11 protein-coding genes are annotated in these 13,763 nt (G+C 73.1%); 6 read left to right on the top strand and 5 right to left on the bottom strand.

The window, feature by feature from the left end:
• Window positions 1-119 precede the first annotated feature (119 nt).
• From ACFWI8_RS07905 to ACFWI8_RS07895, 3 genes are read right to left on the bottom strand one after another with little or no spacing between them, the layout of a single operon-like run.
• Window positions 120-2,327, bottom strand: coding sequence for an acetate--CoA ligase family protein (locus tag ACFWI8_RS07905; RefSeq protein ID WP_387087099.1), 2,208 nt, complete (start codon window positions 2,325-2,327; stop codon window positions 120-122).
• A gap of 3 nt (window positions 2,328-2,330) precedes the next feature.
• Entirely contained in the window at window positions 2,331-3,560 is a 1,230-nt protein-coding gene (gene frc, locus ACFWI8_RS07900; protein ID WP_387087097.1) for a formyl-CoA transferase, read from the bottom strand.
• Window positions 3,561-3,571: 11 nt separating this feature from the next.
• On the bottom strand, window positions 3,572-5,266 hold the full coding sequence (locus ACFWI8_RS07895) for a thiamine pyrophosphate-binding protein (protein WP_387087287.1): 1,695 nt from the start codon (window positions 5,264-5,266) through the stop codon (window positions 3,572-3,574).
• A 300-nt stretch (window positions 5,267-5,566) separates the two neighbouring features.
• Here ACFWI8_RS07895 and ACFWI8_RS07890 point away from each other — a divergent pair, with 300 nt between their 5' ends.
• Window positions 5,567-6,337, top strand: coding sequence for a putative protein N(5)-glutamine methyltransferase (locus ACFWI8_RS07890; protein ID WP_387087095.1), 771 nt, complete (start codon window positions 5,567-5,569; stop codon window positions 6,335-6,337).
• Between the two features lie 132 nt (window positions 6,338-6,469).
• Entirely contained in the window at window positions 6,470-7,570 is a 1,101-nt protein-coding gene (locus ACFWI8_RS07885; RefSeq protein ID WP_387087093.1) for an N-acetylmuramoyl-L-alanine amidase, read from the top strand.
• Here ACFWI8_RS07885 and ACFWI8_RS07880 read toward each other — a convergent pair.
• Window positions 7,567-8,946, bottom strand: coding sequence for an LCP family protein (locus ACFWI8_RS07880; protein ID WP_387087091.1), 1,380 nt, complete (start codon window positions 8,944-8,946; stop codon window positions 7,567-7,569). The two genes, ACFWI8_RS07885 and ACFWI8_RS07880, sit on opposite strands and share 4 nt — an antisense overlap.
• Before the next feature lie 166 nt (window positions 8,947-9,112).
• On the opposite strand from ACFWI8_RS07880, the gene ACFWI8_RS07875 reads away from it, so the two are divergent.
• The 4 genes from ACFWI8_RS07875 to ACFWI8_RS07860 all read left to right on the top strand — a co-directional run bounded on the left by ACFWI8_RS07875 (window position 9,113) and on the right by ACFWI8_RS07860 (window position 13,028).
• Complete coding sequence (locus tag ACFWI8_RS07875; RefSeq protein WP_311600493.1) at window positions 9,113-9,502, top strand: BlaI/MecI/CopY family transcriptional regulator; 390 nt, start codon at window positions 9,113-9,115, stop codon at window positions 9,500-9,502.
• A gap of 4 nt (window positions 9,503-9,506) precedes the next feature.
• On the top strand, window positions 9,507-10,436 hold the full coding sequence (locus ACFWI8_RS07870; protein WP_387087089.1) for a M56 family metallopeptidase: 930 nt from the start codon (window positions 9,507-9,509) through the stop codon (window positions 10,434-10,436).
• Window positions 10,437-10,722: 286 nt separating this feature from the next.
• Window positions 10,723-12,678 carry a heavy metal translocating P-type ATPase gene (locus ACFWI8_RS07865; protein WP_387087087.1) on the top strand — a complete coding sequence of 652 codons (1,956 nt, stop codon included), beginning with the start codon at window positions 10,723-10,725 and terminating at the stop codon, window positions 12,676-12,678.
• A 2-nt stretch (window positions 12,679-12,680) separates the two neighbouring features.
• On the top strand, window positions 12,681-13,028 hold the full coding sequence (locus tag ACFWI8_RS07860) for an ArsR/SmtB family transcription factor (protein WP_387087085.1): 348 nt from the start codon (window positions 12,681-12,683) through the stop codon (window positions 13,026-13,028).
• A gap of 34 nt (window positions 13,029-13,062) precedes the next feature.
• Here the strand turns inward: ACFWI8_RS07860 and ACFWI8_RS07855 are convergent, their stop codons facing one another.
• On the bottom strand, window positions 13,063-13,722 hold the full coding sequence (locus ACFWI8_RS07855) for a GntR family transcriptional regulator (RefSeq protein ID WP_387087083.1): 660 nt from the start codon (window positions 13,720-13,722) through the stop codon (window positions 13,063-13,065).
• Between the last annotated feature and the right edge of the window lie 41 nt (window positions 13,723-13,763).

Here is a 13,763-nt window from a genome sequence, read left to right as displayed (position 1 = left end):
AACGTTTCCCTCGCGTCCGAAGAGTCTGGTCAGCGCCCCCTGTCCGGTTCTCTTCGCCACCGGCTCCCCCGCGCGTGGGGCGCGCGGGGGACCGGCGTGCTGAGGTGGTGCGGTTGCCGTCAGCCCGAGGGGGTGGCCCCCCTGGGCGGCAGCAGCCCCGCCGCCCGCGCCCACTGGTACTTGGCACCCAGCGCGGCCACGGGCTTCTCCGTGGTGTACGGATAGGCGACGACGCCGCGCTCGAAGAGGTAGGCCGACGCGGCCTCCACCTCGGTGTCTCCGGCGAGCGACGCCACGACGGGCTTGTGGATCCCCCGGTCCCTGAACTCGCCGACCACCCGTGCCGTCAGCTCCGCGAAGACCATGGGCGGAGTGACGATGGTGTGCCAGTAGCCCAGGACCAGGGCGTGGATGCGCGGGTCCTCGAGGCCGAGCCTGATGGTGGCCTCGTAGGTGGACGGCGGCTCGCCGCCGGTGATGTCCACCGGGTTGCCCGCGGCCCCGAAGGGCGGGATGAACCTGCGGAACGCCTCGTCCAGGTCGGGCGGGATCGTCATCAGGCTCAGTCCGTTGTCCACCACCGCGTCCGACAGCAGCACGCCCGAGCCGCCGGCGCCGGTGATGATCACGATGTTGTCGCCCTGCGGCGTCGGCAGCACCGGCAACGCCCGGGCGTACTCCAGCATGTCGGCCAGGCCCGGCGCGCGGACCACGCCCGCCTGTCGCAGGATGTCGTCGTAGACCGCGTCGTCGCCCGCCAACGCGCCCGTGTGCGAGCCGGCGGCGCGCGCGCCGAGCGCGGTGCGACCGGCCTTGAGGACCACGATCGGCTTCTTGCGCACGGTCTGCCGCGCCGCCTCGACGAAGGCCCGACCGTCCTTCAGGTCCTCCAGGTGCATGGCGACGCAGTCGGTGTTCTCGTCCTCCCCGAAGTAGGTGAGCAGGTCGTCCTCGTCCAGGTCCGACTTGTTGCCGAGCCCGACGATCGCGGAGACGCCGGTGTTGGTGGTGCGGGCGAACCCGAGGATCGCCATCCCGATGCCGCCGCTCTGCGAGGTCAGCGCCACCCCGCCCTTGACGTCGTAGGGGGTGCAGAAGGTGGCGCAGAGGTCCTGCCAGGTGGAGTAGTAGCCGTAGATGTTGGGCCCGAGCAGCCGCACGCCGTGCTCCTCGGCGATGGCCACCACCCGTTCCTGGAGCTCGTGTTCGCCGGTCTCGGCGAAGCCCGAGGGGATCAGCACCGCGTTGGGGATGCCCTTGCGGCCGACCTCCTCGAGCGCCGCCGGCACGAACTTCGCCGGGATCGCGAACACCGCGACGTCCACCTCGGACGAGATGTCCAGCACGCTGCGGTACGCCTTGCGGCCCTCGATGTCGTCGGCCTTCGGGTGCACCGGGTAGATGTCGCCCGCGAAGCCGCCGTCGATGAGGTTGCGCATCACCGAGTTGCCGATCTTGCCGCGCTCGGCCGAGGCGCCGATCACCGCCACCGCGCGCGGCTTCATCAGCCGACCCATGGTGCGCAGGATCTCCTCGCGCGAGTGCCGTCGGCGCTGCTTCGGCTGCTCGCCGGCCAGCACGATCCTGATGTCGGCGACCACCGCGCCCTCGGGCGTGGCGATCACCGGGTTCAGGTCCACCTCGGCGATCTCGGGGAAGTCGTCGACGAGCCTGGAGACCCGGACGATCTGCCCGGCCAGCGCCTCCCGGTCCACCGGCGGCGCGCCCCGCACCCCGCGCAGCACCTCGGCGGCGCCGATGCCGTCGAGCATGGACAGCGCGTCCTCGCGGGAGGCGGGCGCGAGCCGGAAGGTGACGTCCTTCAGTACCTCGACCAGCACCCCGCCGAGCCCGAACGCCACCACCTTGCCGAACGTCGGGTCGGTGACGGCGCCGACGATGACCTCCTGCCCGGGTGGCAGCATCCGCTGCACCTGGACGCCGGCGATCCTGGCCTCCGGGTCGTAGGCCCTGGCGTTGGCGACGACGGTCGCGAAGCCCGCGCGCACCGCGGCCCCGTCGCCCAGGCCGACCAGCACCCCGCCCGCGTCGCTCTTGTGCGAGATGTCGGGGGAGACGATCTTCAGCACCACGGGGAAGCCGATGCGGTCGGCGAGCGCGACGGCGTCGTCTGCGGTCTCGGCCACCCCCTCGGCCGGCGTCGCGATCCCGTAGGCGTCGGCGACCACCTTGCCCTCGGGGGCGGTGAGGACGGTCCGGCCCTCGGCCCGCACCGTGTCGAGGAGGTCGCGCACGGCCTGCCGCTCGTGCGGCGCCGGCGCCGTCGAATCCTCCGAATCCGTGGTCTCCGTGCTCTCCGTGGTCATCGCTCAGATCACTCCATTCGCCGCGAGGAGCCGGAACTCCTCGTCGTCCAGGCCGAGTTCGCCTCGGAAGATGTCCTCGTTGTGCTCGCCGAGCAGCGGGGAACGCTCGACGTCCACGGGGGAGTCGGAGAGCTTCAACGGGCTGCCGACCGTGGTGAACCGGCCGCGCTCGGGGTGCTCCACCTCGACGATCATCTCGTTGTCCGCGAGGCTGCGGTCGGCGATGATCTCCTCGGTGGAGAGGATCGGGCCGCAGGGGATGTTGTGCGCGTTGAGCCGCTCGAGCACCTCCCACTTGGGCAGCGTGCTCGACCACTCCTCGATCAGCTGGAACATCTTCGCCAGCTTGGGCAGCCGGGCCGCCGGGGTGGCCCACTCCGGGTCGTCCTTGAGCTCGGGCCGGCCGATCAGCTCGGCGATCGGGGCCCAGCCGACCGGCTGCACGATCACGTAGACGTAGTCGTTGGGGCCGCCGGGCGCGCACTTCACCGCCCAGCCGGGCTGGCCGCCGCCCGAGGCGTTGCCCGACCTCGGCACCTCGGTGCCGAACGTCTTGTTGGGGTACTCGGCGAGCGGGCCGTGCGCGAGACGCTGCTGGTCGCGGAGCTTGACCCGGCAGAGGTTGAGCACCGCGTGCTGCATCGCCACGTTGACCCGCTGGCCGCGCCCGGTGGCGTGCCGCTGGTAGAGGGCGGCCAGGATGGCGGCCACGCAGTGGATGCCGGTGCCGGAGTCGCCGATCTGGGCGCCGGTGGCCAGCGGCGGCCCGTCCTCGAAGCCGGTGGTCGACATCGAGCCGCCCATCGCCTGGGCCACCACCTCGTACGCCTTGAACTTGGTGTACGGGCCGTCGCCGAAGCCCTTGATGCTGGCGTAGATCATCCGGGGGTTGATCTCCTGGATCCGCTCCCAGGGGAAGCCGAGCCGGTCCAGGGTCCCGGGCCCGAAGTTCTCCACCAGCACGTCGAACCGGCCGATGAGTTCGGTCAACAGCTCCTTGCCGCGCGGCGACTTGGCGTTGAGCGTGATGCTGCGCTTGTTGCAGTTGAGCATCGTGAAGTAGAGGCTGTCCACGTCCGGCAGGTCGCGCAGCTGCTGCCGGGTGATGTCGCCCGTGGGGGCCTCCAGCTTGACCACGTCGGCGCCGAGCCAGGCGAGCATCTGCGTCGCCGACGGCCCGGACTGGACGTGCGTCATGTCCAGGATCCGTACGCCTTCGAGTGCCTTGGCCATCGTCGGCCTCCTCACTTGTACATGGTCTGGTTCATCGTTCCCGGGGCGTAGGCGTCCGGGTCCACCCAGACGTTGATCAGCGACGGCTTGCCCGACTCGCGGGCGCGCTCCAGCGCCGGCCTGATGTCCGCCGGGTCCCTGACCTCCTCGCCGTAGCCGCCGAGCATCCGCGCGAACTGGTCGAACGGCACGTCCCCGAGGGTGTTGCCGACCCGCTCCCTGGCGTCCCCGTACTTGGCCTTCTGGCCGTAACGGATCTGGTTCATCGAGGAGTTGTTGCCGACGATGCCGACGAACGGCAGGTCGAAGCGGACCAGCGTCTCGAAGTCCCAGCCGGTGAGCGAGAACGCGCCGTCGCCGAAGAGCGCCACCACCTCGGCCTCGGGCCTGGCGTGCTTGGCGGCCATCACGAACGGGATGCCGACGCCGAGGGTGCCGAGCGGCCCGGGGTCCATCCAGTGCCCCGGCGACTTGGGCTGCACCACCTGCCCCGAGAAGGTGACGATGTCGCCGCCGTCGCCGATGTAGATGGAGTCCTCGGTGAGGAAGTCGTTGATCTCGCTGACCAGCCGGTAGGGGTGGATCGGCGAGGCGTCGGAACGCAGCTGCGGCAGGCGCTTCTCGATGGCCTTCGCCTCCACGGCCCGCAGCTCCTCCAGCCACTCCTTGCGCCGCGAGGCACCGCCGTTGAGCCGGCCCGTGGCGGCCTCGCCGACCGCGGCCAGGATCAGTCCCGGGTCGCCCACGATGCCCAGGTCCACGTCCCGGTTCTTGCCGACGGTCCGGTAGTCCAGGTCGATCTGGACCACGGTGGCGTCGGGGGAGAGACGCTTGCCGTAGCCCATCCGGAAGTCGAACGGCGTGCCGACGATCACGATGACGTCGGCGTTGCTGAACGCGTGCCGGCGGGAGAGCTGGAAGTGGTTGGGGTCGCCGGGCGGCAGCGTGCCACGCCCCGCGCCGTTCATGTAGGCCGGCAGGTTGAGCTGCCTGACCAGCTCGATGGCGGGCTCGGTGGCCCGGGCCGTCCACACCTGGCTGCCGAGCAGTACGGCCGGTTTCTCGGCGTGCACCAGCAGGTCCGCCAGGCGCTCGACCGCCGCCGGGTCGCCGGCGGTCCTGGTGGAGGCGCGGTAGCCGCCGGCCTTGGGGACCCGCGCCCTGGACACCGGCACCCTGGCGTCCAGTACGTCGCGCGGTATCTCCAGGAACGACGGCCCTGGGGCGCCGTGGTAGCACTCGCGGAAGGCCATCGACACCAGGTCGGCCACCCGCTCGGTGACCGGCACGGTGGCCGCGAACTTGGTGATGGGCGCCATCATGTCGACATGGGGCAGGTCCTGGAGCGAGCCCATCTTGTGCTGGCTGTGGGCGCCCTGACCACCGATCAGCAACATCGGGCTCTCGGCCCGGAACGCGTTGGCCACTCCCGTGACCGCGTCCGTGGTGCCGGGGCCCGCGGTGACCACCGCGCAGCCCGGCTTGCCGGTGATCCTGGCGTGTCCGTCGGCGGCGTGCGCGGCCACCTGCTCGTGCCGCACGTCGATGACGTCGATGCCCTCGTCGACGCAGCCGTCGTAGATGTCGATGATGTGGCCGCCGCACAGGGTGTAGATGACGTCCACACCTTCGTTCTTGAGGGCCTTGGCGACCAGGTGCCCGCCTGATATGAGCTGTTCTGAGGTGTCCGGGGTGTCCTTGGGCATGACCAGTTCCGTCCCTTCGTTCGACGCGATGGTCGGGGCCATGGTTTATTGCATACAGTCGACGAATACTGTATGTGCCTGTTATCTCGCATCGACAGGACTGTGTCCAGGGGGCGTTGGCAGATTCTCGCCAACCCTTTACGGCCTGCCGGCCGCAGCGGTCCGAAGGTTCCGCATGTGTACGGGTATCGGGCGAGTACGGCGACAAGCGGAGCCGGTCGGTGCGGACGGCCTTGCGGCCGGGCGGTGAGCGAGGGGCCTTCGGACCGCTCAGGCCGGCAGGCCGGTAACGTACGGCGGATGATGTCCGATCCCGTCGCGCGACTGCGCGCCGCCGGCTGTGTCTTCGCCGAGGACGAGGCCCGGCTGTTGGCCGAGGCGGCCCGCACGTCCGCCGAGCTCGACGCGCTGGTCGACCGCAGGGCCGGCGGCGAGCCGCTCGAACTCGTGCTGGGCTGGGCCGAGTTCCACGGGCTGCGGATCGCCGTCGAGCCCGGGGTCTTCGTGCCGAGGCGGCGCACCGAGTTCCTGGTCGAGCGGGCCGCCGCGCTCGCCCCGCCCAGGCCCGTGGTGGTCGACCTGTGCTGCGGCTCCGGCGCGTTGGGCGCCGCGCTGGCCACGCTGCTCGACGGGGCCGAGACGCACGCCGCCGACCTCGACCCGGCCGCCGTCCGGTGCGCCCGCCGCAACCTCGAAGGGACGGGGGGCCGGGTGCACCGGGGCGACCTGTACGACGCGCTGCCGGCGGCGCTGCGCGGCCGGGTGGACGTGCTGGTCGCGAACGTGCCCTACGTGCCCACCGGAGACGTCGCGCTGCTGCCGGCCGAGGCGCGCGAGCACGAGCCACGGCTCGCCCTCGACGGCGGCGCCGACGGCCTCGACGTGCTGCGCAGGGTCGCCGACGGCGCGCCCGACTGGCTCGCGCCCGGTGGCCACCTGCTGGTGGAGACCAGCGACCGCCAGGCGCCCGCGGCCCTCGCCGCCTTCACCGCCGCCGGCCTGGTCGCCCGGCTCGACCACTCGTCGGAACACGAGGCGACCGTCGTCGTCGGGGCCCGCGCGGCGACCTGACGGGCCATCGGCCGAGCGATTGGTTTCGGTCGCTTTCGGGTGGGGTCCGCTTCGGTGCGCAAGTGGCGTGGCATGACTTCTCCTGGCCGGTTCTCACCGGCCGACCGCGCCGCAGTGAGGAAGGGCAGGCCCATGACGACACACCGGCCGTTCGCCGTGGGCGTCGCGTTGAGCGCCGCGCTGCTGACCCTGGTCGCCGGGACCGCCGGCGCCGCCGCCGCGCACGGCCCCGGCACCGGGCCGATGAACGACGCGTTCACGCGCGCCGCCGACGTCTACGGGATGCCCCGCGACCTGCTGGTCGCCGTCGGGTACGGCCAGACCCGGCTCGACGGACATCAGGGGCGGCCCAGCCAGGCCGGCGGCTACGGCGTGATGCACCTGGTCGAGAACCCGGTGCAGCAGACCCTCGCGCTGGCCGCCGAGCTCACCGGCACCGACCGCGACGAGCTGCGCCACGACCAGGGGGACAACATCATGGGCGCCGCCGCCGTGCTCCGTTCGTACGCCGACGGACTCGGCCTCGACGCGGCCGAGCGGGCCGACCCCGGCGCCTGGTACCAGGTCGTCGCCCGCTACGGCGGCGGGGACGACGCGACGGCCGCCGGCTACGCGGACGCCGTCTACGCGCTGCTGACCGAGGGCGTCGAGGCGCGCACCCCGACCGGGGAGACCGTGCTGGTCCACGGCCAGCCGGTGATCCCGGAGCGCGGCCGGTACGCGGACCTCCTCGACTCGCTGGCCGACGCGGACGACCCGGGCCCCGACTACCCGTCGGCCCGCTGGGAGCCGGCGCACGAGGAGAACTTCGAGCCCGGCAGGACATCGCCGATCACCACGGTCGTGGTGCACGTCGCCCAGGGCTACTACGACGGCACCATCTCCTGGTTCCAGAACCCGGCGGCCCGGGTGAGCTCGCACTACGTGGTCCGGTCGAGCGACGGCGAGGTCACCCAGATGGTCAGGGACGCCGACACCGCCTGGCACGCCAAGTCGGCCAACGCCTCGTCGATCGGCATCGAGCACGAGGGCTTCATCGACGAGCCCGCCTGGTTCACCGAGACCATGTACCGCTCGTCGGCCGCGCTCACCCGCTTCCTCTGCGACAGCTACGACATCCCGCGCGACCGCGAGCACATCGTCGGGCACGTCGAGGTGCCGGGCAACGACCACACCGACCCGGGCCCCAACTGGGACTGGGACCACTACCTCGACCTGGTGAACGCCGACTAGCCGCCGCGCACGCCGGCGAAGTCGGCGCCCACGGTGAGGGTCAGGACTCCTGGCTGGCCGGTGGCGTCGGGCTCGGTGGCCGCGGCGGGCAGCAGTCGGGAGGCCAGCAGCTCGGCCTGTTCGGCCAGTCCCTCGGGGTGGCCGACGACCGTGCGGGCCACCTCGCCTTCCGCGTTGCCGGTGCCCACCACGGTGAAGCCGGCGTCGCCCAGCCGCTCGGCCACCTCGGCGGCCTGGCCGGCGACCCCGGTGCCGTTGAGCACCAGGACCTGGACCTCGGACGGTCGGAGGGCGGGCGACTCCTCGGCGGCGGCCGCCAGGTCGTCCTCGGTCATCCGCTCGTCGCGCGCCAGCGCGTCGAACAGCAGACCGGCCGACGGGTACTCCCAGACGACGTTGGCGGTGTCCTCGGGGACGTCGAGCTGGCGGGGGTAGTTGGGGACGGTGAGGAAGGTCAGGTTCTCCTCCGGGATGCCCTGGAGGTCCTCGGCCAGGTCGTAGAGGGGGCGGAGCCCGGCCAGTTCCGGGTCGGTGGTGAGCGAGCTCGTGACCGCGTCGAGGAAGTCGTAGAGCGCGGTCGGGTCGGTGAGCTTGGACTGCGCCTTCTCGGCGAGCGAGCGCATGAAGTCCTGCTGGCGTTCGATGCGGCCGATGTCGCTGCCGTCGCCGACGCTGTAGCGGACCCGGACGAAGCCGAGCGCGTCCTCGCCGTCCAGGGTCTGGCAGCCGGCCGGCAGGTCGACGTGGGCCTTGTCGTCCTGGATCGGCTCGTCGAGGCAGACGTCGACGCCGCCGAGCGCGTCGACCATGTCCTGGAAGCCGAGGAAGTCGAGCGAGACGAAGTTGTCGATGCGCAGCCCGGTGTTCTGCTCCAGCGTCCTGATGGTGCAGGCCGCGGCGCCGCCCACGTCCCCGTTCATGCCGCCGAGCGCGAAGGACTCGTTGATCTTGCCCTGGTGCGGCTCGGACTCGGTGCCGTCGCCCAGGTCGCAGGCGGGTATGGAGACCCAGGAGTCCCGGGGTATGGAGACCACGGTGGCCCACTCCCGGTTCGCCGCGACGTGCACGACCATCATGGTGTCCGACCGCATGCCCTCGGCCTGGCCGTACGATCCGTCCGTGCCCTCCCTGGTGTCGGAGCCCGCCACCAGGATGGTCATGGCGTCGGGGCTCAGGTCCTCAGGGCGGTCGTCGCCGAGCCGGTCCTCGATCTCGGCGGCCTGGATGTTGCCGTTGAGCTGGTAGTAGAGCCAGCCGAGGGCGCCGGTCGCCGCCAGGACCAGCACGGCGAGACCGCCGGCGGTCCACAGCAGGATCCGCCTGCCCCGGCTGGGCGGCGCCGACCGCGCGCGCCTGCTTCGGTGTGTGCCGGCCACGCCGGTCCCCCCGTTCGGTGTCGGGCCCAAGGTGGGTGGTGGATCAGGGGGCTGAAATCTACAGCACTGTAGAAGGTGGCTGTGACGCGGCCTCCTGGTCAGTACCATGAACCCCGGGACGGACGAGCGGAAGTGCGCGTGCGCACAGGGTCGAAGGGCGGCTGACGTGACCGCAGGGGACGCACGCGCGCGCCGGCGCGGACAGGGGGAGCTCGAGGCCCAGGTGCTCGCCGCCCTGCACGAGGCGACCGGACCGGTCACCGCCGCCTGGGTCCAGGAGCGGCTCGGCGGCGACCTCGCCTACACCACCGTCATGACCATCCTCTCCCGGCTGCTGGCCAAGCAGGCCGTGACCAGGGAGCGTGCCGGCCGTTCCTTCGTCTGGTCGGCCGCCGCCGACGAGGCCGCGCTCGCCGCCCTGCGGATGCGCCGGGTCCTCGACCGCGAGTCGGACCGCGAGGCGGTGCTCGCCAGCTTCGTCACCGGCCTCTCCCCGGACGACGAGCGGCTGCTGCGGCTGCTGCTCGCCCAGGCCACCGAGGAGCCGGAGGACTGACGCCATGGGCCTGTTCGTCCTGCTGCCGCTCGTCCTGCCCGTCACCGCCTGGCCCATCGCCAGGCTCGCCGAGCAGCACCTCCACCCGCGCCGGGCGACCTGGCTGCTGACCGGTGTCGGCGCGGTGCTCGCGCTGTGCAGCACGCTCTGCCTGGCCCTCATCGCGGTCGTCGGCACGGCCGCCGTGCCGGGCAACCCGCTCCCCGACAGCTGGTCCGACCCCGAGGTGCGGGCCGCCGTCCCCTTCGACGACGTCATGGGCCGCGCCTCGATCCCGGCCCTGGTGGCCGTCGCGTGCGCCGCCGGCCTGACGCTCTGGCGCCACCGCCGCGTCCGCCGCGAGGCGGAGCGCGCGCTGGTCGGCCTGCCGCCCTCCTCGGTCGCCGTGCTGCCCGACGACACCCCCTACGCCTACGCCCTCCCCGGTGTCCGAGGACGGGTCGTGGTCTCCACGGCGATGCTCGCCTGCCTGACCGGCCGGGAGCGGCGGGCGCTCTTCGCGCACGAGCGCGCCCACCTCACGCACCGCCATCACCGCTTCCTGCTCGTCGCGCAACTCGCCGCCCGCGCCCACCCGTTCCTGCGACCGCTGCGGACGGCCGTCGCCTACGGCGCGGAGCGGTGGGCCGACGAGGAGGCCGCCCAACTGGTCGGCGACCGGCGCCTGATGGCGCGGGCCGTCGGCCGGGCGGCGCTGGTCGGCGCGGCCACCCCGACGCCGACGTTCGCGGCTCTTGCCGCGCCGGGTCCCGTGCCGCGGCGGGTCGCGGCGCTGCTCGGCCCGGTGCCGCCGGCGGCCGGCTGGCCACCGGCGTACACGCCGGCCGGGCTCGCCGCGTGGATCGCGGCGGGCGGCGCGGCGGCGTCGGCGCTCTCCTCGCTCAACGCGGCCGTGGCGCTGACGGTGATCCTGCGGGCGGCGCTGGCCGCGTAGCCGGGGATGTGCCCCCACTCACCCGCCCTTTCGGGGTGTGGTGGTGGCGGTTGGTGCGGAGCCGACGCCGGCCTTGGGTTTTCCCCCCACCCACCCACCCGCCTTTCGGCCTCCGGCCGACCGGCGGCGGCTTCGCGGGCGCCGTCACCGCCGTGCCACGTGAGAGGGCGGGTGGGTGGGGAACCACGGGCGGCGATCAGCCACCGCCGCGCACCCGCGTATATGCGTATGTGCGCGAGTATGCGATAGAGTCCGTCGCGGCCCCGACCGAACGGAGTGACACCGCATGGCGACGACACAGGCGACAGAGACCGCGAACAACCCCGCCCCGGCGCCTCCGGCGCCGCCCGCGCGCGGCGGTGCCACGCGGATGTGGGAGTTGGCCGAGATCCGCTGGGCCGCCGCCGCGACGGCGCTGTTCGGATGCGGTCTTGTGGTCGATCTGGCCGGCGGGCCGCGCTGGTTGGCGTGGACGCTGTACCTGGCCTGCTACGCCGCCGGCGGCTGGGAGCCGCTCGTGGCGGGGCTGAACGCGTTGCGGGAGAAGACACTCGACGTCGACCTGCTGATGATCGTGGCCGCCGTGGGGGCCGCGTCCATCGGGCAGGTGCTGGACGGCGGACTGCTGATCGTCATCTTCGCGACGTCCGGCGCCCTCGAGGCGTTCGCCACCCAGCGCACCGCCGACTCGGTGCGCGGGCTGCTCGACCTCGCGCCCGAGCACGCCACCAGGCTCGGCCCGGACGGGGCCGAGGAGACGGTGCCCGCCGCCGAGCTCGTCGTCGGGGACGAGATCCTGGTCAGGCCGGGGGAGCGGCTCGGCGCCGACGGCGAGGTCGTCGACGGGGCGAGCGACGTCGACCAGGCCACCATCACCGGCGAGCCGTTGCCGGTGCCGAAGCTGCCGGGGGACGAGGTGTTCGCCGGCACCCTCAACGGCGGCGGAGCCCTGCGGGTGCGCGTCAACCGGCCGGCGGCCGACTCCGTGGTGGCGCGGATCGTGGCCATGGTGCGGGAGGCCAGCGACACCAAGGCCCCCACCCAGCTGTTCATCGAGAAGGTGGAGCAGCGGTACTCGGCCGGCGTGGTCGTCGCCACGCTGCTGGTGTTCGGCATTCCCTACCTGCTGCTCGGCCACGGCTTCGACGACGCCCTGCTGCGCGCGATGACCTTCATGATCGTCGCCTCGCCCTGCGCCGTGGTGCTGGCCACCATGCCGCCGCTGCTGTCCGCCATCGCCAACGCCGGCCGGCACGGCGTGCTGGTGAAGTCGGCCGTGGTCATGGAGCGGCTCGCCGACACCGGACGGGTCGCCTTCGACAAGACCGGCACCCTCACCGAGGGCAGCCCGCGGGTGAGCGAGCTGTGCCCGCTGCCCGGCGTGGCGCTGGGCGAGGAGGAGATCCTGCGGCTGGCCGCCGGCGCCGAGCACCGCTCCGAGCACCCGCTGGCCCGCGCCGTGGTCGCCGCGGCGACGGAACGCGGCATCGAGCCCGGCGGCCCGGTCGAGGACTTCGTCTCGGCCCCCGGCCGGGGCGTCACCGCGCGCGTGGCGGGCCGGCTGGTCGAGGTCGGCGCGGCGGGCACGGGCGGCGAGCGCGAGCTGGTCGCGGCCGGCAGCACCGCCGTGCTGGTGCGGGTGGACGGCGAGCCGGCGGCGGTGCTCGGCATCACCGACCGGCTGCGCCCCGACGCCGCCGAGGCGGTGCGGGCCGTCGCCGCCCTGACCGCGGCGCCGCCGGTGCTGCTCACCGGCGACAACGCCGACGCCGCCGAGCGGGTGGCAGGGGAGGCCGGCATCAGTGAGGTGCGCGCCGGGCTGCTGCCGCAGGACAAGGTGGGCGCGGTGCGCGAGTTCCAGGCGGCCGGGCAGCAGACGCTGGTGGTCGGCGACGGCGTCAACGACGCGCCCGCCATGGCCGCCGCGCACCTCGGCGTCGCCATGGGCCGGGCCGGCTCCGACCTGGCCCTGGAGACCGCCGACGCGGTCGTCGTCCGGGACGAGCTGGTGGCGGTGCCGGCCGTGATCGCGCTGGCCCGCAGGGCCCGCCGGGTGGTGGTCGCCAACCTGGTGATCGCCGGGACCTTCATCACCGTGCTGGTGCTCTGGGACCTCGTCGGCACCCTGCCGCTCCCGCTCGGCGTCGCCGGGCACGAGGGCTCGACGGTGCTGGTCGGCCTGAACGGCCTCCGGCTGCTGCGCACGGCCGCCTGGCGGCGCGCCCGCGGCGCTAGCATGTAGCCATGCACGCGGGTATCGAGGGGTTTCACGTACCGGAGCCCGAGGTCGTCGACCAGGCGACCGAGTTGCTGCGGATCCTCAGCGACCCCACCCGGCTCCGGCTGCTGTACGCGCTCTCCCAGGGCGAGACGAACGTGGCCTGCCTGGCGGAGATCGTCGGCGCCAACCCGGCGGCGGTCAGCCAGCACCTGTCCAAGCTGCGCCTCTCGGGCGCCGTCCGGGCGCGCCGACAGGGCACGTTCATGTACTACACGGTGGCCGACCCGGCGATCCACACGGTGCTGCGGGCGGTGCTCGGCGCCGCCGCGCCCGAGGCGGCGGCCGAGCCGGTCACGTCCCAACCGTCCTGAGGCCCGGCCGGCTGCCCCTCGGCGCGACCGCGCCCTACGCGTCGGTCAACTGCCGCAGCGTGGCGTCGAGATGGGCGTCGACCGCGGCCAGCAGTCGGCGCTCGGTGCCGTCCCGCAGGAGCTCGACGAGCGTGCGGTGCTCGGCGGCCAGCTCCGTCGGCCGCCGCCCGGCGCCCGGCCTGGTCGCCAGCCCGATGCGGGTCTCGGCGGCGAGGGTGGCGAACATCCGGGAGAGCCGCGGGCTTTCCGCGGACGCCACCAGGATCTCGTGGAAGGCGAGGTCCAGCTCCACGATCCTGGCCCAGCTCTCGCCCTCGGCCGCCGCGAGCTCACCGGCGGCCGCCGCCAGGCGGGACAGGTGGCGCTCGTCCTTGCTCTTCCACAGCAGCGACGCGGCCTTGCGCTCGATCAACCGCCGGGAGAGACAGACGTCGGCCAGATCGCCGGGGCCGAGCTCGATGACGAAGACGCCGCGGTTCTTGATGTTGACCAGCAGCCCCTCCTGCACCAGGCGCTGGAGGGCCTCGCGCACCGGGCCCCTGCTGATCCCGAAGGTCGCCGCCAGTTGGGCCTCGGCCATCTGGCTGCCCGGCGGGAACGTGCCGTCCACGATGCGTTCCCTGAGCTGGTCCACGATGAGACTCGAGGTGGTGCGGCGCGTGATCGGGACGAGTCCCTCAATCACTTCGGTCACGATTCCCCTAGCTGTCATTCGGATTGTTGACAGCTTACAGC

This window comes from Streptomyces sp. NPDC127098, from assembly GCF_042722465.1.
Lineage (GTDB): Bacteria > Actinomycetota > Actinomycetes > Streptomycetales > Streptomycetaceae > Streptomyces > Streptomyces millisiae.
This window is presented reverse-complemented; position numbering and strand designations above follow the sequence as displayed.

What these genes read in the sequence shown, in the direction of transcription:
- ACFWI8_RS07905 (WP_387087099.1), bottom strand. Translation starts at nt 2,327, where the DNA reads ATGACCACGGAGAGCACGGAGACCACGGATTCGGAGGATTCGACGGCG.
- frc (WP_387087097.1), bottom strand. Translation starts at nt 3,560, where the DNA reads ATGGCCAAGGCACTCGAAGGCGTACGGATCCTGGACATGACGCACGTC.
- ACFWI8_RS07895 (WP_387087287.1), bottom strand. Translation starts at nt 5,266, where the DNA reads ATGCCCAAGGACACCCCGGACACCTCAGAACAGCTCATATCAGGCGGG.
- ACFWI8_RS07890 (WP_387087095.1), top strand. Translation starts at nt 5,567, where the DNA reads ATGATGTCCGATCCCGTCGCGCGACTGCGCGCCGCCGGCTGTGTCTTC.
- ACFWI8_RS07885 (WP_387087093.1), top strand. Translation starts at nt 6,470, where the DNA reads ATGACGACACACCGGCCGTTCGCCGTGGGCGTCGCGTTGAGCGCCGCG.
- ACFWI8_RS07870 (WP_387087089.1), top strand. Translation starts at nt 9,507, where the DNA reads ATGGGCCTGTTCGTCCTGCTGCCGCTCGTCCTGCCCGTCACCGCCTGG.
- ACFWI8_RS07865 (WP_387087087.1), top strand. Translation starts at nt 10,723, where the DNA reads ATGGCGACGACACAGGCGACAGAGACCGCGAACAACCCCGCCCCGGCG.
- ACFWI8_RS07860 (WP_387087085.1), top strand. Translation starts at nt 12,681, where the DNA reads ATGCACGCGGGTATCGAGGGGTTTCACGTACCGGAGCCCGAGGTCGTC.